The 17,162-nt window shown below is 68.6% G+C and carries 19 protein-coding genes and 1 tRNA gene; 12 read left to right on the forward strand and 8 right to left on the reverse strand.

All coding sequences use genetic code 11. The features are described from left to right. Both TW83_RS06805 and TW83_RS06810 read right to left on the reverse strand, forming a co-directional pair. Positions 1-1,170 (reverse strand): sensor histidine kinase (locus TW83_RS06805; RefSeq protein WP_045982025.1); only part of this gene is annotated, 1,170 nt, incomplete at its 3' end. Positions 1,171-1,176: 6 nt separating this feature from the next. Continuing rightward, positions 1,177-1,845: a response regulator transcription factor gene (locus TW83_RS06810; protein WP_045982026.1), complete on the reverse strand. Its 669-nt coding sequence runs from the start codon at positions 1,843-1,845 to the stop codon at positions 1,177-1,179. 99 nt (positions 1,846-1,944) lie between these two features. On the opposite strand from TW83_RS06810, the gene TW83_RS06815 reads away from it, so the two are divergent. The 9 genes from TW83_RS06815 to TW83_RS06850 all read left to right on the forward strand — a co-directional run bounded on the left by TW83_RS06815 (position 1,945) and on the right by TW83_RS06850 (position 10,670). After that, complete coding sequence (locus TW83_RS06815) at positions 1,945-3,042, forward strand: ABC transporter substrate-binding protein (RefSeq protein WP_157001379.1); 1,098 nt, start codon at positions 1,945-1,947, stop codon at positions 3,040-3,042. 84 nt (positions 3,043-3,126) lie between these two features. Next, complete coding sequence (locus TW83_RS06820) at positions 3,127-4,071, forward strand: tripartite tricarboxylate transporter substrate binding protein (protein WP_045982027.1); 945 nt, start codon at positions 3,127-3,129, stop codon at positions 4,069-4,071. Further along, on the forward strand, positions 4,068-4,556 hold the full coding sequence (locus TW83_RS06825) for a tripartite tricarboxylate transporter TctB family protein (protein WP_045982028.1): 489 nt from the start codon (positions 4,068-4,070) through the stop codon (positions 4,554-4,556). Before TW83_RS06820 ends, TW83_RS06825 begins: the two co-directional genes overlap by 4 nt. Before the next feature lie 4 nt (positions 4,557-4,560). After that, entirely contained in the window at positions 4,561-6,078 is a 1,518-nt protein-coding gene (locus TW83_RS06830; RefSeq protein ID WP_045982029.1) for a tripartite tricarboxylate transporter permease, read from the forward strand. A 136-nt stretch (positions 6,079-6,214) separates the two neighbouring features. After that, entirely contained in the window at positions 6,215-6,376 is a 162-nt protein-coding gene (locus tag TW83_RS20455; RefSeq protein ID WP_157001382.1) for a hypothetical protein, read from the forward strand. Between the two features lie 195 nt (positions 6,377-6,571). After that, positions 6,572-7,846, forward strand: a complete 1,275-nt coding sequence (locus tag TW83_RS06835; protein WP_045982030.1) for a hemolysin family protein — start codon at positions 6,572-6,574, stop codon at positions 7,844-7,846. A gap of 15 nt (positions 7,847-7,861) precedes the next feature. Continuing rightward, positions 7,862-8,227, forward strand: coding sequence for a hypothetical protein (locus TW83_RS06840; protein WP_045982031.1), 366 nt, complete (start codon positions 7,862-7,864; stop codon positions 8,225-8,227). Between the two features lie 72 nt (positions 8,228-8,299). Further along, a complete protein-coding gene (locus TW83_RS06845) occupies positions 8,300-8,488 on the forward strand; it encodes a hypothetical protein (RefSeq protein WP_045982032.1) in 189 nt (62 codons plus the stop codon). 178 nt (positions 8,489-8,666) lie between these two features. Then, entirely contained in the window at positions 8,667-10,670 is a 2,004-nt protein-coding gene (locus TW83_RS06850) for a Hint domain-containing protein (RefSeq protein ID WP_045982033.1), read from the forward strand. Positions 10,671-10,777: 107 nt separating this feature from the next. On the opposite strand, the gene modC is transcribed toward TW83_RS06850, so the two are convergent. From modC to TW83_RS06875, 5 genes are all read right to left on the reverse strand, one after another. After that, positions 10,778-11,875 carry a molybdenum ABC transporter ATP-binding protein gene (gene modC / locus TW83_RS06855; RefSeq protein WP_045982034.1) on the reverse strand — a complete coding sequence of 366 codons (1,098 nt, stop codon included), beginning with the start codon at positions 11,873-11,875 and terminating at the stop codon, positions 10,778-10,780. Next, positions 11,872-12,579, reverse strand: coding sequence for a molybdate ABC transporter permease subunit (gene modB / locus TW83_RS06860; protein ID WP_045982035.1), 708 nt, complete (start codon positions 12,577-12,579; stop codon positions 11,872-11,874). The genes modC and modB overlap by 4 nt, the downstream gene beginning before the upstream one ends. Further along, positions 12,576-13,334 carry a molybdate ABC transporter substrate-binding protein gene (modA, locus tag TW83_RS06865; RefSeq protein ID WP_045982036.1) on the reverse strand — a complete coding sequence of 253 codons (759 nt, stop codon included), beginning with the start codon at positions 13,332-13,334 and terminating at the stop codon, positions 12,576-12,578. Before modA ends, modB begins: the two co-directional genes overlap by 4 nt. 136 nt (positions 13,335-13,470) lie before the next feature. Beyond that, positions 13,471-13,560, reverse strand: a tRNA-Ser gene (locus tag TW83_RS06870). 42 nt (positions 13,561-13,602) lie between these two features. Continuing rightward, entirely contained in the window at positions 13,603-14,106 is a 504-nt protein-coding gene (locus TW83_RS06875) for a hypothetical protein (RefSeq protein WP_052714684.1), read from the reverse strand. A gap of 119 nt (positions 14,107-14,225) precedes the next feature. Here TW83_RS06875 and TW83_RS06880 point away from each other — a divergent pair, with 119 nt between their 5' ends. Next, positions 14,226-14,636, forward strand: a complete 411-nt coding sequence (locus TW83_RS06880) for a SufE family protein (RefSeq protein ID WP_045982037.1) — start codon at positions 14,226-14,228, stop codon at positions 14,634-14,636. Here the strand turns inward: TW83_RS06880 and mnmA are convergent. Further along, on the reverse strand, positions 14,608-15,777 hold the full coding sequence (mnmA, locus tag TW83_RS06885) for a tRNA 2-thiouridine(34) synthase MnmA (protein ID WP_157001384.1): 1,170 nt from the start codon (positions 15,775-15,777) through the stop codon (positions 14,608-14,610). The genes TW83_RS06880 and mnmA overlap by 29 nt on opposite strands. Before the next feature lie 177 nt (positions 15,778-15,954). Here mnmA and TW83_RS06890 point away from each other — a divergent pair, with 177 nt between their 5' ends. Further along, positions 15,955-16,230, forward strand: a complete 276-nt coding sequence (locus TW83_RS06890) for a DUF1153 domain-containing protein (RefSeq protein WP_042249233.1) — start codon at positions 15,955-15,957, stop codon at positions 16,228-16,230. A gap of 99 nt (positions 16,231-16,329) precedes the next feature. Next, positions 16,330-17,040, forward strand: coding sequence for a response regulator transcription factor (locus tag TW83_RS06895; protein ID WP_042249236.1), 711 nt, complete (start codon positions 16,330-16,332; stop codon positions 17,038-17,040). Positions 17,041-17,162 lie beyond the last annotated feature (122 nt).

A 17,162-nucleotide genomic window follows, 5' to 3' on the forward strand; every position in this document is an offset into this window, starting at 1 on the left:
GATGCCGGGGCCGTCATCCTCGACCGAGATCACCGCCGTGCTGTCCTGCCGCGCGACGCGGACGGTGACCTCTGCCCCGCGGCCGGCATAGGCCAGCGCGTTGTCGATCAGGTTCTTCAGCGCCTCGGCCAGCAGGACGGGTTCGGCGCGCACCACGACGGGCTGGCCGTCATAGCCCAGGTCGATCCCCGCACCGGCGGCGCGTGGGATCATCTCTCCGGTCAGATCGCGGGCCAGGGCGTGGGCATCCAGCGGCGCGACCATCGGATGGCCCGCGGCCGCATCGACCCGCGCCAGCAGCAGCAGCTGCGCCAGGATCCGTTCGGCATCGGCCAGTGCCGCGTCGCCCTTGGCCACCGCCGATCGCGCGGCCTGCGCGTCGCCCGCCCGCTGCGCCAGTGTCAGCTGGGTGCGGATCACCGCCAGCGGCGTGCGCAGCTGATGGCTGGCATTGCCGGTGAAACTGCGCAGCGCCGACAGCGCCGTGGCCAGCCGCACCATGAACGAGTTCATCGCCGCGACCAGGTCCTGGACCTCCTGCGGGACGTCGGTGGGCAGGGGGGACAGGTCGTCCGCGCGCCGCGCGCTGATTGCGTCGCCCAGCCTGTTCAGCGGGCGCAGCGCCAGCGGCACCGCGATCCAGATGATCGCCGCCGCCCCGCAGATCATCAGCGCCAACCTGGCCGCCGAGCGCAGCAGGATCGCCTGCGACAGCTGGTTCCGCGCCAGCTTGGATTCCGCGACCGTCACGCGGAACGGGATGGATTCGATGCCCGTCGACACCGTCCGCGCCAGCGTGATGACCCGGATCGGCGCACCCGCGAACACCGCATCCGCAAAGCCCGCCCCATCCGCGCCCGGTTCGGCCAGCGGCAGGTCGGCATAGCCAGTCATGAACCCGCCCGGCCCGTCGACGCGATAGAACACGCTGTCCTGCGCGGTCGAGGTCAGCATCTCCAGCGCGGAATAGGGGATGTCGGCCTGCAGGGCGGCATCGTCGCCCACCGTCACCCGTTCCGCGATGGCCAGCGCCGATCCGGTCAGCACCCGGTCGGACACGGCGCGGGCGGTGGACACGGCCTCGGACCAGGTGTCGGCCATCGCCAGCGTGCCCAGGGCGGCCGTGGCCGCCAGCAGCCAGGCCAGCAGCCGGCGGCGCAGCGATCCCATCGGCGCTCAGACGCCCTTGTCGATGTAATAGCCGATGCCCCGCGCGGTGCGCAGCTGCACCCCGTGGGGCGCCAGCCTGCGGCGCAGGCGGCTGGCATATTGCTCGATCGCGTTGTCCGACAGGGTATCCTCCAGCGAGGTCATGGATTGCATGATCGTCTCCTTGGGGACGACCTTGCCGGCGCGCATGAACAGCAGTTCCAGCAGCGCATGTTCGCGGGCGGGCAGGTCCATCGGCTGCCCCTCGGCCAGGAAACGGCGCGCGGTCAGGTCCAGCATGACGCCGCCGATCGTGACCTCGGCCGCGCGCAGGCCCGCCTGTCGGCGCAGCAGCGACCGGACGCGGGCCTCGAACTCGGTGATCTCGAAGGGTTTGACAATGTAGTCGTCGGCGCCCAGGTCCAGGCCGCGGACGCGTTCCTCGGGCGTGCCGCGGGCGGTCAGGATCATCACCGCGGCCGGGTCGCGGCGGGTGCGCATGCGGCGCAGGACCTCCAGCCCGTCCATCTGCGGCAGGTTCAGGTCCAGGATTACCAGGTCGAACCGTTCCGCCGCGATCAGCGCCTCGGCCGAGGCGCCGTCATCGACATGATCCACGGCATGCCCCGCGCCGGCCAGAAGCTGCACCAGCCCGTCGGCCAGCGCCGCGTTGTCCTCGACCAGCAGAATGCGCATCGACCGTCCCCCCGGCGGCGATCTTAGGGCCGCGCGGGCCGGGCAGGCAAGGGCGCGCGGGCCGCTTGTCCGGCGGGGCGGCGGGTGCCACGATGCGCCATGCTGGTCCGCATGATTCCCCACCTGTCCTGCGTTGCGCTGATCCTGTCCGTCATCGCCGGGGCGGCGGCGGCCGACACGCTGCGGTTTCCCGCGCCAACAGGCGCGCAGGACCGGCCGCTGCGCCTTTACATGTCGCTGGACGAGGATCTGGCCCGCCCGCTGATCCATGGGTTCCAGGCGCTGAACCCCGACATCGCCGTCGAATACCAGGACCTGCTGACCGGCCAGATCTTTGCGCGCATCACCGAAGAGACTGATGCCGGCGGCACCACCGCGGATCTGGCGTTCTCCTCGGCCATGGACCTGCAGATCAAGCTGGCCAATGACGGCTATGCCCAGGCGGTGGCCACGCCGTCCTCGGCCGACTGGCCGCGCTGGGCGAACTGGCGCGACACGGCCTATGCGATCACGTTCGAACCCGCTGTCCTGGTCTATCACAAGCCCAGCTTCCGCGACCGCCAGCCCCCCGCGACCCGGTTCGAGCTGCTGGACTGGCTGGATCATGGCGGGGCGGCGGTGCAGGGGCGCATCGGCACCTATGACATCGCGCTGTCGGGGGTGGGATACCTGTTCCTGGCCCGCGACCAAGAGCATTTCTTCGACATCTGGAACCTGGGCCAGGCGATGGGTCGCGCGGGCGTCCAGCAGTTCGCGACCTCGCGCGAGATCCTGGAACGCGTGGCCGACGGGCGGCTGGCGGTCGGATACAACATCCTGGGGTCCTATGCCGCGGACTGGGCGCGGCAGGAGCCGGACGTGGGCCTGCTGTTGCCGCGCGATTTTACCGTGGTCGTGTCGCGGGTGGCGCTGGTGCCGCGTGCGGCGGCGCGGCCCGACCTGGGCGCGGCCTTCCTGGCCTTCCTGATGTCGCGCGAGGGCCAGACCATTCTGGCTGAAGAGCTGCGCCTGCCCGCCGTCAGCCTGGAGGTGTCGTCGGGCGCGGACGGCATGCCCCCGGCGCTGGGCGCGCAGCTGCGCCCCGTGGCGATCAGCCCCGGCCTGCTGGCCTATCTGGACCAGTCGCGCCGTGCCCGGCTGATCGCGCGATGGCAGCAGGCATTGTCCCCGCCGGAGCCGGAGCCGGGCCCGGAATAATCGCGCCGATGTCAGCTTTGCGTCAGGTTGGCGTGTCAGGATGCCCGTTGCCGGGTGGAGGCCCGGCCAATGGGGAGGACTATCTTGAAACACGCGATTCTTGCGGGCCTGTTCACCGCGGCCCTGGCCGTTCCGGCGCTGGCCACCGACTATACCATCCTGGCGCCTGCCGCACCGGGCGGCGGCTGGGACCAGACCGCCCGCACCATGCAGGAGGTCCTGCAGTCCGAAGGCATCTCTGATTCCGTGCAGGTCCAGAACGTTCCGGGCGCCGGCGGCACCGTGGGTCTGGCGCAGTTCGCGTCCTCGGCCACCGGAAAGGCCGACCAGCTGATCGTGGGCGGCTATGTGATGGTCGGCGCGATCCTGACCAACGCCTCGCCCGTGTCGCTGGCCGACGTGACGCCCATCGCCCGCCTGACCGGCGAATACGAGGCGATCGTGGTGCCCACCGCATCCGAGATCCAGGACATCAACCAGCTGGTCGAGATGCTGAAGGCCGATCCCGGCTCCGTCAGCTGGGCCGGCGGTTCGGCGGGCGGCGCCGACCACATCGCGGTCGGCCTTCTGGCCAACGCCGCCGATGTCGACCCGACCGCGATCAACTACATCGCCTATTCCGGTGGCGGCGAGGCACTGGCCGCGATCCTGGGCAACCAGGTGACCGCGGGCATCTCCAGCCTTGGCGAGTTCAAGCCGCAGGCCGATGCCGGGACGCTGCGCATCCTGGCCGTCACCTCCGAGGAGCGGATCGAGGGCGTCGATGCCCCCACCCTGACCGAGGTCGGCCTGGACGTCGTGCTGCAGAACTGGCGCATGGTCGCCGCCCCCGCAGGACTGTCCCCCGAGGACGAGGCCGCCATCGCCGCCGACATCGAGACGATGGCCAAATCGACCGCATGGCAGGAGGCGCTGGCGACCAAGGGCTGGGCCGACACCTATCTGGCGGGCGACGCGTTCCGCGCCCAGCTGGAGGAGGAGACCGCCACGACGGCCGCGGTCCTCAAGGACATCGGGCTGGTCGAATGACGACTGCCCCGGACACGAGACGCCGCCCCGACGGGGCGGCGCTGACCGTGGCGGCCGTGCTGGCGCTGATCGCGGTCATCATTTTCCGCGACGTGGCCACGCTGCCGCAGAACCGGGGCTATTCCGGCGTCGGCCCGGCCGACGTCCCGCGCTGGATCGCCTGGGCGCTGCTGGCGCTGTCGGCCTGGACCGTCGTCGCGGCATTCCGCGACGCGCCGGCCGAACGCCCGGCCCAGGATCCCGCGCCCATCGCCTGGATCATCGGCGGCCTTGCCGCACAGCTGGCGCTGCTGAACACGGCGGGCTTCGTCATTGCGACCGCGCTGCTGTTCGCGGCCACCGCCCGGGCCTTCGGAAAGCGCAACCTGGCGCTGACCCTGCCCATCGGGCTGATCTTCACCGGGACGATCTATCTGGTCTTCTCCCAGCTTCTGAACCTCAGCCTTCCGGCGGGTCCGCTGGAACGCCTGATCACGGGGGGCTAGGGGCATGGACACGTTCGGATACCTGTTCCAGGGCCTGATGGTCGCGACCGACCCGATGATCCTGCTTTACGCGCTGATCGGCGTGACCGTGGGCACCGCCGTGGGCGTGCTGCCCGGCATCGGGCCCGCGCTGACCGTGGCGCTGCTGCTGCCGGTGACCTACGGGCTGGACCCGGCCGGGTCGCTGGTCATGTTCGCGGGCATCTATTACGGCGGCATGTATGGCGGATCGACCACGTCGATCCTGCTGAACACGCCGGGCGAAAGCGCCTCCATCGTGACCGCGCTGGAGGGCAACAAGATGGCCCGCGCCGGACGCGGCGGGCCGGCGCTGGCCACCGCTGCCATCGGATCCTTCGTCGCGGGGCTGGTCGCGACGCTGCTTCTGGCCTTCGTCGCGCCGACGGTGGTCAAGCTGGCCCTGACCTTCGGCCCGCGCGAGTATTTCGCGCTGATGGTGCTGGCCTTCGTCACCGTGTCGTCTGCCTTCGGCGACAGCGCGCGCAAGGGGCTGATATCGCTGTTCATCGGCCTGGCGCTGGCCCTGGTCGGCATCGACCAGCTGACCGGTCAGGCGCGGCTGGATTTTGGCGTCCCGCAGCTGCTGGACGGGATCGAGGTCACGACCCTGGCCGTGGCGCTGTTCGCCGTGGGCGAGGCGATGATCGTCGCCGCCAACCGTCATGGCGTCGAGGACAAGGTGACGGCGGTCAAGGGATCGGTCTGGATGACGCGCGAGGACTGGAAGCGGTCCTGGAAGCCCTGGCTGCGCGGCACCTTCATCGGTTTTCCCATCGGCGCCATGCCCGCGGGCGGTGCCGACATCGCCACCTTCCTGTCCTATGCCGCCGAAAAACGCGCCGCCAAGCGCCCCGAGGAGTTCGGCCACGGCGCCATCGAGGGCGTCGCTGGGCCCGAGGCCGCGAACAATGCCAGCGCCGCCGGCACGCTGGTCCCGCTGCTGACGCTGGGCCTGCCGACCACCGCCACTGCGGCCATCATGCTGGCCGGGTTCCAGCAGTTCGGCCTGCAGCCCGGACCCCTGCTGTTCGCGACCAACCCGGACCTGGTCTGGGGGCTGATCGCGTCGCTGCTGATCGCCAACGTGATGCTGGTGATCCTGAACCTGCCGCTGATCGGGTTGTGGGTGCGCCTGCTGACCATCCCGCGGCCGTGGCTTTACGCGGGCATCCTGTGCTTTGCCACGTTGGGCACGATCGGCGCCAACCCGTCCCCGATCGAACTGTCGATGCTGCTGATCTTTGGCGTCATGGGCTACCTGATGCGCCTTTACGGCTATCCCATCGCGCCGGTGGTCGTGGGGCTGATCCTGGGCCCGATGGCCGAACAGCAGCTGCGCCGCGCGCTGTCGATCAGCCAGGGCGACGTGATGACGCTGGTCTCGACCCCGGTATCCGCGGGGCTGATCGCGGTCGCAGCCTTTGCGCTGATCGTGCCGATGATCATGCGGGCCCGCGGCAAGGGTCAGGTCCTCAGCCAGATGGCATCGGACGAGGATTGACGCGAAACCCCGGCCCGGTGACGGGCCGGGGGTCATGCATCCGGCGCAAGGCTGGGTTGACCGGATGCTGCATTGCAGAAACGGGGGTCGGACCCGATATCTCTGCTGTCACCTGATGACGGAAAGAGAGACCGAAATGACCACCCTGCGCAATGCCTGGAACCGCCTTCTGTCCGCGATGGACACTCTGGATGCCAGCCTCGAGGCGGCCCGCGCCGTCCGCGCCCATCGCCGTCCCGCCGATGCCAGCCTGAAGCAGTTGGGCATCCGCCGCGACAGCTTTCCGACCCATATCTGATCGCGGCCCCGGCCCGATCCGCCACCCGGCGCGCCGCCCCCCGCGGCGCGTCTTCGTGTTTCCGCGCCACGTTGGCGGAAAACCGACGATTGCGTGAACGGACGCGGAAAGGTGCTGGTCCGATGGGGGGCCGTCGCTTATCGTGGCCGTCCAGGACGGCCGTGACGCCGCCTTTCATCACCTGACGAAAGTCCCATGCTCCTTGAAATCGCCATCGTCCTGCTGTTGACCCTGTTCAACGGCGTTCTTGCCATGTCCGAACTTGCCATCGTCTCTGCCCGGCCCGCCCGGCTCAAGACCATGGCCCAGCAGGGCAGCCGGGGGGCCGCGACCGCGCTGGACCTGGCCGCCGATCCGGGCCGGTTCTTGTCCAGCGTCCAGATCGGCATCACGCTGGTGGGCGTGCTGTCGGGCGCCTTCTCGGGCGCGACACTGGGCACGCGCCTGGCCACCGCCCTGGTCGCGGGGGGCATGCAGCCCGCGCTGGCCCATACGCTGGCCGTGGGCGGTGTGGTCGTCGCCATCACGTATCTGTCGCTGATCGTCGGGGAACTGGTCCCCAAGCAGATCGCCCTGCGCGCCCCCGAGGCCGTGGCCGCGCGCATCGCGCCGCTGATCCGGATGATCTCGCGCATCGCGGCGCCGGTGGTCTGGGTGCTGGACCGGTCGGGGCGGGTGCTGCTGGCCCTGCTGGGCCAATCGGGCAAGGCCGAGAGCAGCATGTCCGACGAGGAGATCAAGGTCATGCTGGCCGAGGCGCACAACGCCGGCGTCATCGCCCCGGCCGAGAACGAAATGATCGCCGGCGTCATGCGCATCGCCGACCGCACCGCGCGCGGCCTGATGACCCCCCGCCACGAGGTGCTGATCGCCGACGCGAACGCCACCCCCGACGATCTGGCGCAGATCTTCCGCACCGGCCACCGCTCTCGCATCCTGCTGCGGGACGGGGCCGATGACGACATCGTCGGCGTCATCCATGCCCGCGACCTGATCCGACTGCAGGCCGATCCCGCCGCCGACCCGCGCACGCTGATCCACGCGGTGCCCGTCGTGCGCGACGGTCTGCCGGCGCTGAACGTGATCGAGCAGCTGAAATCCTCGCCCGCGCACATGCTGCTGGTCTTTGATGAATACGGGCATTTCGAGGGTGTGATCACCGCGATGGACGTGCTGGAAGCCATCGCCGGCGACTTCCCGGACCCCGGAGAGGACGAGCCCAAGGCCGTCCAGCGTGACGACGGCAGCTGGCTGATCGCGGGCTGGATGCCGGTGGACGAGTTTTCCGACCTGCTGGGCGTCCCGTTGCCCGAGGATCGCGATTACGAATCCGTGGCCGGCCTGGTTCTTGACCTTGCGGGCGTCCTGCCAGAGGTGGGCGCCCACGTGACCCTGTCGCCCTGGCGGATCGAGGTGGTGGACCTGGACGGCCGCCGCATCGACAAGCTGCTGGTCGCCCGCATCGACTGAGGAACGCCAGAACCGATGTCCGCCCCGCCGAACGCCGCATCTCGCAACAGCCTCAGGACCCTTGTCCTGAGGCTGTGGGCCGTCTGTGCGGTCCTGCTGCTGGTCGCGGCGGTGGCGGTTTCCCATCCGGCCTGGCAACGGCAGGTGCCGCATCTGTCTGGCGACCGCCTGTCACAGCTCGGCCTGCCCGCGACCGTCGCGCTGGTCGACCGCCAGGGCGTGCCGGTGGTGCCGTCACCCGCCGCGGGGGCCGATCCGGAACCGTTTTCGCCGCCGCCCCCGCGCGCGCCTGTCAGGCTGGTCCTGCCGCAGGCACGCCGCGCCCCACCCCCGCGTCCTGTCCGGCAGACGCGCAGGCCCCGCGCGCCGCCACGCCCCTGAAGCGATGACGATCTGAACGGACAGCGCCCCGGCGGGCGGTTCGTCGCGACCTCATTCTTTCAGGACATCCAGATGACAGAGATGAACCAAGACCGGGCGGCCACGCCCCCGGCACCGACCGACATGGACGCGCAACCCGGCCCGGTCGATGACTGGCGCCTGGTGCAACCCCCGACCACGCCGCACAGCGTCCTGCTGCACTGGGCGATCTTCGCGCTGGTGTTCGGCGGGGTGATCGGTGCCCTCGTGCTGATCTACTGACCGGCGCGGCATGGCGCGGCGGGGCCGTGCCATGCCCGTGGCCTGTAGAAAAGGACAACTCTCAATTGGGCAGCGTTTTGGACTAAACCGACATAAGTCAGCGGGTGCGAATCGCCGGGCAGAAGCCCTCAGCGACCCGCGGCATGTGATGTAACCAGCGACATTGTGAGGACTATCCATGGCCGCAGATCTTCCCGGAACCACGGGTGACGACACGATCGTGGGCACCGCCGAGGGCGACACGATCAACGGCGGCCCGGGCAACGACACCATCGACGGCGGTCGCGGAAATGACACCGTCGACGGTGGCGAGGGCGCGGACCATCTGACCTGGAACGGGTCGGCCGAGGGTGGTGAGCACGACACGTATATCGGTGGCGACGGGCATGTGCCCGTCTTCGACGGTTCCTATGTCATCGGCATGACGGGGTCCGAGAATTACACCTTCGATCCTTACAACCACAACGGCGGCGACACGCTGAGCCTGAACCCGGACAGCAACGCCGACATGACGGTCACCTATTCCTCGACCGAGGCGGGGACCGCGACCGATTCCAACGGCAACACCATCGAGTTCCAGGGAATCGAGCGGGTGTACCTGGGCGACGGCAACCACAATGTCGACGCCTCGAATGCCGACATCCTGTATGTCGATGGCCCGACGCACACGGTCGGCATGCGCCTTTATTCCGGCAACGGCAATGACACGATCCTCGGCAGCTCGGGCACAGACTACATCCAGAGCGGCGGCGGCAACGACATCGTCCATGGCGGCGACGGCAACGACGTGATCGAGACCGGCGGCGGCGACGACGTCGCCTATGGCGGGGACGGTGACGACGGCTATCGTTGGGGCAACGGCGGCAGCGACGCGCCGATCGGGAACGACCTGTACGACGGCGAAGGGGGGTACAACACCCTGAACGCCTGGCAATCCGCCCCGTCGGAGCCCACCGAATCCGCGCCCGGCGTGCATGTCGTGCTGGACAGCTCCAGCTCGGGCGACATCGACGCCCTAGGCGGCGTGGACGGGCATCTGCGGTTCCTGAACATGCAGAACCTGCGGACCGGCGGCGGTCATGACGTGATCGACGGATCGGCGGCAGGCGTCGATGGATACCGCGTCTTTGCCGATGCGGGCGACGACATGATCATCGGCAGCGACGGCAACGACGTCCTGGAAGGCGGGTGGGGCGCCGATACCATCATCGGCGGCCTTGGCAACGACGAGATCTCGATGAACGGCGATCTGTTCGCCGCCGTCAGCCGTCCTGATGCCGAGGTCGACACGCTTGTCCTGACCGACGGCTTTGGACATGACACGATCCGCGGGTTCGGGTTCGGGGACGAGCTGGACAGCGAGGGCAACCCCGCCGCCGCGGACGTGCTGGACCTCAGCGGCCTGCATGATGCCGATGGCAACCCGATCAACCTGTCAGACGTCAAGATCCGCGCCGATGTGGACGAGTGGGACAACAAGTACGCCGTCATCTCCTTCCCGAACGGGGAAGAGCTGTGGATGCGCGACGTCGATCCCGACAGCCTGACGCCGTCGCGCCTGAACGGGATGGGCATTCCCTGCTTCTGCGCGGGCACGATGATCCGCACCCCCGATGGCGAAGTCGCGGTCGAGGACCTGCGCGTGGGCGACCTGGTCGAGACCCGCGACAACGGCGCCCGTCCGATCCGCTGGATCGGGGGGCGCGCGCTGGACCGCGTCGATCTGACCATGGTTCCCAAGCTGCGTCCGATCCGCATCCGCGCGGGCGCCCTGGGGCAGGATCTGCCAAGCCGCGACCTGATGGTGTCGCCGCAGCATCGCGTGCTGGTCCGGTCGGCCATCGCGCAGCGCATGTTCGGCACGACCGAGGTTCTGGTCGCCGCACGTCAGTTGACCGCGCTGGACGGCGTCGATGAGGTCCCGGTGGACTCGGTCCAGTACTATCACATCCTGTTCGCCCGCCACGAGATCGTCTTCTCGAACGACGCGCAGACCGAGTCGCTGTATACCGGGCCCCAGGCGATGAAGTCCTTGGGCCAGGCCGCGCAGGACGAGATCTTCACGCTGTTCCCCGAACTGCGTGCTGGCCCGTCGGAACCCGCACGGCCCTTCGTGCCCGGCGGCAAGGCCCAGAAGATGGTTCAGCGCCACCGCCGCAACGGCAAGACGCTGGTCTGCTGACCGGGACCAGGCGTCCACGGCCACTGCATCCGAAGGCATGCCGCCTTTGGTTGCGGTGGCCGTTCATTTAGGCGGCGGCCATCAATTTTCAGCATCCGAAGATACGGTCACGTCGCGGGCGGGACAGTGTGCAATGCGCCGATGTCGCCGGCGGCCACCGCCACGGTCTTCAGGATCGCGTGGCAGGGTTGTCCCGGCGCAATACCCATCGCGGCGACGGAGCGGCGCGTCAGGCGGGCCGTCAGCGTGTCGGGCCCGACGGTCAGGACGACCTGCGCGTTCGGTCCTTCCTCGGCCGTGATCGCGGCGATGCGGCCCGCCAGGATGTTCAGCGCCGACAGGCCCTGCGGCCGATCCCGTGACAGGATGACGTCGCGCGCCCCCACGCGCAGGCGCACATGCGTGCCGGGCGGGGCATCCAGGCGGGCGACGAAGACCGGACCCGCCCCCGTCTGCAGACGTGTCAGCCCGTCCGCATCATGGCCGGCGACCTGCGCGGTCAGGACCGATGCCGTGTCCGCACGGACGGCGCCCGCATCGCCTAGGACCTGCGCCGGCGGCCCGATGGCCGCGACCCGCCCGGCCCGCAGCGCCACGACGGAGGTGGCCAGCCGCGCGACCTCGGCGCTGGAATGGCTGACATAGAGGATCGGCACGCCGGCCTCATCGCGCAGGCGTTCGAAATAGGGCAGGATCTCGGCCTTGCGCGCCTCGTCCAGGGCGGCCAGCGGCTCGTCCGCCAGGATCAGGCGTGGGGCGGCCAGCAGGGCGCGCCCGATGGCCACGCGGCTGCGCTCTCCGCCGGACAGGGTTCCGGGACGGCGGGCCAGCAAGGGGCCGATGCCCAGCATCTGCACCACGCGATCCAGATCAGGCGCGGTGGCGTCGCGCGGCGCGAACCACCGGCCATAGAGCAGGTTCTGGCGGACCGACAGATGCGGGAACAACCGCCCTTCCTGGAAGACATAGCCAAGGCGGCGGCGGTGGGGGGGCAGGTGGCGCCGAAGGGCGCTGTCGGTCAGGACCCAGTCATCGACCGCAATCCGCCCCGCATCCGGTCGCAGCAGGCCCGCGACCGCGTTCACGACCGTGGTCTTGCCCGAACCGGATGGCCCGAACAGCACCGTCAGCCCCGGGGGCGCGTCGAACGCCACGTCCAGATCGAACCCGGCAAACCGGTGGACCAAGCGGACCTGCAGCGTCATGCGCCTGCCACCCGCCGCGCGACGCGGCGTGCCAGAACCTCTGACAGCAGCAGCGCGGTCATGGCAATGGTGATCGACACCAGGACCAGACGCCCCGCTGCCGCCTCTCCACCCGGCGCCTGCAGCAGGGCATAGATCGCCGAGGGGACGGTCTGGGTCTGGCCGGGGATGTTCGACACGAAGGTGATGGTCGCCCCGAATTCACCGATCGCCTTGGCAAAGGCCAGGATCGATCCGGCCAGCACGCCGGGTAGGATCAGGGGCAGGGTCACCGTGGCGAACACCCAGGAAGGGCTGGCGCCAAGCGTGCCCGCCGCCGCCTCCAGCCGGGGATCGACGGCCTCGATCGCCAGGCGGATGGCACGCACCATCAGCGGAAAGGCCATGATCGCGGCCGCCAGCGCCGCGCCGGTCCAGCGGAACGAGAAGACGATGCCAACCGTCTCCAGCCACTGCCCGACGCTGCCCCGCCGCCCGAAGGTGACCAGCAGCAGATAGCCCGTGACCACCGGCGGCAGGATCAGCGGCAGGTGGACGATGCCGTTCAGGATCTGCTTGCCGGGAAAGGACCAGCGCGCCAGCGCATAGGCGGTCAGGATGCCCAAGGGCAGGCTGACCAGCGTGGCGACCAGCCCGACCCACAGCGACAAGCGCACCGCCTGCCATTCGGTCGGTCCCAGCCAGGATGTGACGGCGTCGATCATTTCGGGGTCGTGAAGCCGAACTCTGTCCAGACCGCCCGTGCCGCGTCCGACGAAAGATAGTCCAGAAAGGCCTGCGCCTGATCATTGTCCGACTGCGCGGTGACGGCGGCGGGATAGACGATCGGGTCGTGGCTGTCGGCGGGAAAGGTGCCCAGGATGGTCACGTCGTCCTGCGCGGCGGCGTCGGTGGCATAGGTGATGCCCAGGGGCGCCTCTCCGCGCGCGACGAAGGTCAGGGCGCTGCGCACGTTGTCCGATTGCGCGACCATGGGCGCCACCGCGTCCCACAGCCCCAGATGGGTCAGCGCGGCCTTGCCATAGATGCCCGCCGGGACGCTGTCGACCATCGCCATGGACAGCCGCCCCCCGTCCAGCATCGCCGCCAGGTCCAGGGTCTTGTCGATGGTCACCGGGGCGGCGTCGCCATGCGCGATCAGCACCAGGCTGTTGCCCAGCAGGTCGCGGCGCGTGTCGGTGCTGATATCACCCGAGGCCTGAACCGCGTCCATCCAGTCCTCGCTGGCCGAGATGAAGATGTCTGCGGGCGCGCCCTGCTGAATCTGGCGGGCCAGGGCGGACGAGCCGGCATAAGACATCACGGCCGTCTGGCCGGTCTCTTCGCTCCATTGGGCAGCAATGCGGTCCAGCGCGTCGGTCAGGCTGGCGGCGGCAAAGACGGTCACATCATCGGCCAGCGCGGGAGACGCGATCAGCGCCACGCAGGCGGCAAGGGCAAGGCGATCCGGGCCGGGCATGGTGATCTCCGTCGGTGATATGTCCGGGTGGATATAACGCAACGAAGGGCGGACCTGGCAAGCGCTATTTTCCGGCGGACATATCGACGCACAGGCCGGGTCAGGGTGCGGACGAAAAGATCGGAAGGGTCGGAGATGGCGGAGGCGGTGGGATTCGAACCCACGGTGGACTTTCACCCACGTCGGTTTTCAAGACCGGTGCATTTAACCACTCTGCCACGCCTCCGACCGCTGCGGACTAGCGCGGCCCGGGCGTTTGCGCAAGCCTTCAGCGGGTCAGGGTGATCACACGGTCGCCGCCCTCGACCTGGATCGCGGACAGGCGCGACAGGCGCAGGAAGCTGATCGGCAGCGCCACCGTGATCGTGTCCGTGACGGGATTTGCGGGCAGGGCCGCCGCGGGGTTGTCCGCGACCGGAGGCGAGGCCACGAAGCGCAAGCGCAGGACGCCGTCAGAGTCGGGCTGCAGCTGGTCGCCGGACCGCGGCACCGACCGGACCAGGGCGGCCGAGTGATAGCCCTTGACCGGGGCAAAGCCGCGCAGCACCAGCAGGCGGCCGTCGCTGAGCGGTTGCCATTCGGCACCCAGGATCTGCGGCACCGCGGGGCGGGCGTCCTGGGCCGTGGGATAGCCGCCTTCCGGGGCCAGGGTTTCGGGCGTCGACGCACCCGCGCCACGCCAGCCAAGCGGGTTCCAGCCGCTGTCGCCGAACCGCCCGCAGCCGGACAGGATCAGGGCGCCGATCAGCAGCGGCAGGGTAAGTCTGGTCATGGCATGTCCCCTTGGCGGTCCTTGGCCCCGTGATAGGCGATCCGGGCCGCGCCGAAAAGCCTCTTTGACCTGACCGCCGCGGCGCGCTAGGCCATGACCCCTGATATCAGGAGAGACCCATGGCCACCCCCGCCTTCGAGGACATCGCCGAAACCTTCGACTTTCTGGACGATTGGGAAGACCGCTATCGTCACCTGATCGAGATGGGCAAGGCCTTGCCGCCCATGGACTCCGCGGTGCAGGTCCCGGCCACCAAGGTCGACGGCTGCGCCAGCCAGGTCTGGATCCTGCCGCGGATCGAGGGGCGCAGCTTTGACTTTCAGGGCGACAGCGATGCGCTGATCGTGCGCGGCTTGATCGCGGTGCTGCACGCGCTGTATGCCGGGCTGCCGGTGGACCAGGTCGAGGCGGTGGACGCCCAGGCCGCGCTGGCACGCCTTGGGCTGGACGAACACCTGTCGGCGCAACGATCAAACGGCGTGCGCGCGATGATCGCCCGGATCAGGCAGCTGGCCGCCGACGCAGGCTGATCCAGCCGCCGCCCAGGACGCGCGTGCCTTCGGCCTCGTAGAAGACGCAGGCCTGGCCGGGGCTGACGCCGTCCTCGGGATCCAGAAGTTCGACCTCGGCACGGCGGCCGGGCAGGGGGCGCAGGATCGCGGGCCGCGGCGGGCGTGTCGACCGGATGCGGACCAGACAGGCGATCTCTCCCTCGAAGGGCTGATCGCCCAGCCAGTTCACCTCGGTCACGGCGATGGTGCGCGTCGACAGCGCCTCGCGCGGGCCGACGACAACGCGGCGCGTCTCCGGCTCCAGCCGCAGCACATAGAACGGGCTGCCGCCGCCGATGCCCAACCCGCGCCGCTGTCCGATCGTATAATGGATCACCCCGCGATGGGTGCCCAGGACGGTGCCCTGCTGGTCGACGATCTCGCCAGGATCTGCGGCACCCGGGCGCAGCTTCTCGATCACCGCGGCATAGTCGCCGTTGGGGACAAAGCAGATGTCCTGGCTGTCGGGCTTGTCTGCGACGGACAGGCCGTAATCGGCGGCCAGGGCACGCGTCTCGGCCTTGCTGACCAGATGGCCCAAGGGGAAGCGCAGGAAATTCAGCTGTTCCTGGGTGGTCGAGAACAGGAAATAGCTCTGATCGCGGTTCGGGTCGGCCGCCATGTGCAGTTCGGCGCGATGCGCGCCGTCCTTGCGCTGGATGTAATGGCCGGTCGCCATGCAGTCGGCATCCAGGTCGCGCGCGGTTTCCAGCAGGTCGCGGAACTTGACCCGCTCGTTGCAGCGGATGCAGGGAACGGGCGTCGCGCCGGCCAGATAGGCGTCGGCGAATTCGTCGATGACCGATTCGCGGAACTTGTTCTCGTAATCCAGGACATAATGGGGAAAGCCCATGCGTTCGGCCACGCGACGGGCATCGTGTATGTCCTGGCCTGCGCAACAAGCGCCTTTCTTGGCCAGTGCCGCGCCGTGGTCATACAGTTGCAGCGTGACCCCGATGACGTCATAGCCTTCGGATTTCAGATGCGCCGCGACGACGGAACTATCCACGCCCCCCGACATCGCCACGACGACACGCGTCTGCGCAGGGGATTTTGCGAAACCAAGGCTGTTCAGGTCGGTTGCGGGCGCATCGGCACGCAGTGCAGCGGTCAGGGTCATGGATGATCTTTCGGCCCGCCAGAGGCGGTGCTGGTCGGGCGGCAAAGGGATTTGCGTCAAAATATAGGCAAATTGGTCGGATTCTCAACCCCGGCCGGGGCCGAAATCCCGATCAGGCTAACCGCGCCTTAAGTGCTTTCGACCAGAACTTGCAGAACGTGACGGAAGGACGCTGCAATGTTCGTGAAAAAGACCACAGGCCCGCGGATCGTGACACTGGCGGATGGGCGCATCCTCAGCGTGGCGGATTTGCCGATGGCCGACACCAGATGGGTCGCCAGCCGCAAGCAGACGGTCGTGCTGGCGGTGTCGCACGGGCTGATCAGCCGCGACGACGCGCTGCGCCGCTATGGCCTGTCGGAGGAGGAGTTCGACGGCTGGTGCACCGCGGTCGCGCGCCACGGAAAGGCGGCTTTGAAGGTGACGGCGCTTCAAAAGTATAGACAACCATAGGGTGCATGACGCAGAAGGAATGCAAGTGGTAACGACATATTAACCTGTTCGTCAGATTGTCGGGACATGACCTTCGGCGAATCGGGGAAAGACCAAGCCATGCGAATCCTTCTGGTAGAAGACGACCCAAGCACTGCACGGGCGATCGAACTGATGCTGACGGCGGCCAGCTACAACGTGTTCCTGACCGACATGGGCGAGGAGGGGATCGATCTGGCCAAGCTGTACGATTACGATCTGATCCTGCTGGATCTGGACCTGCCCGACATGCATGGGATGGAGGTCCTGCGCCATCTGCGCCTGGCCCGCATCGACACGCCGATCCTGATCCTGACCGGGTCCGACGACACGGAAAGCAAGCTGCGCGGCTTCGGCTTCGGCGCGGACGATTACATGACCAAGCCCTTCAACCGCGAAGAGCTGCAGGCCCGCATCCAGGCGATCATCCGCCGCTCCAAGGGGCACAGCCAAGCGCTGATCCGGACCGGAGAGATCACCGTCAACCTGGACGCCCGTTCGGTCGAGGTGAAGGGCAAGCCGGTGAACCTGACCGGCAAGGAATACCAGATCCTGGAACTGCTGAGCCTGCGCAAGGGCACGACCTTGACCAAGGAAATGTTCCTGAACCACCTGTACGGCGGCATGGACGAACCTGAACTGAAGATCATCGACGTGTTCATCTGCAAGCTGCGCAAGAAGCTGTCCGAGGCCCTGGGGGGCGAAAGCCATATCGAGACGGTCTGGGGCCGCGGCTATGTCCTGCGCGATCCGGGTCCGGGGCAGGCGGAACGTCTGGCGATCGGGGCCTGATACGGCTTCTGGACGATTGCCTGCCCTTGGGCGATACCCAGATCTGAGACGGTCGCGTGTTTCGGCCGGATGCGGATGATGGGGGCGGCGATGGCGAAGGACAAGTCGGTGGGGCAACCGGA

It is taken from the genome of Paracoccus sp. S4493, from assembly GCF_000967735.1.
Taxonomy (GTDB): domain Bacteria; phylum Pseudomonadota; class Alphaproteobacteria; order Rhodobacterales; family Rhodobacteraceae; genus Paracoccus; species Paracoccus marcusii.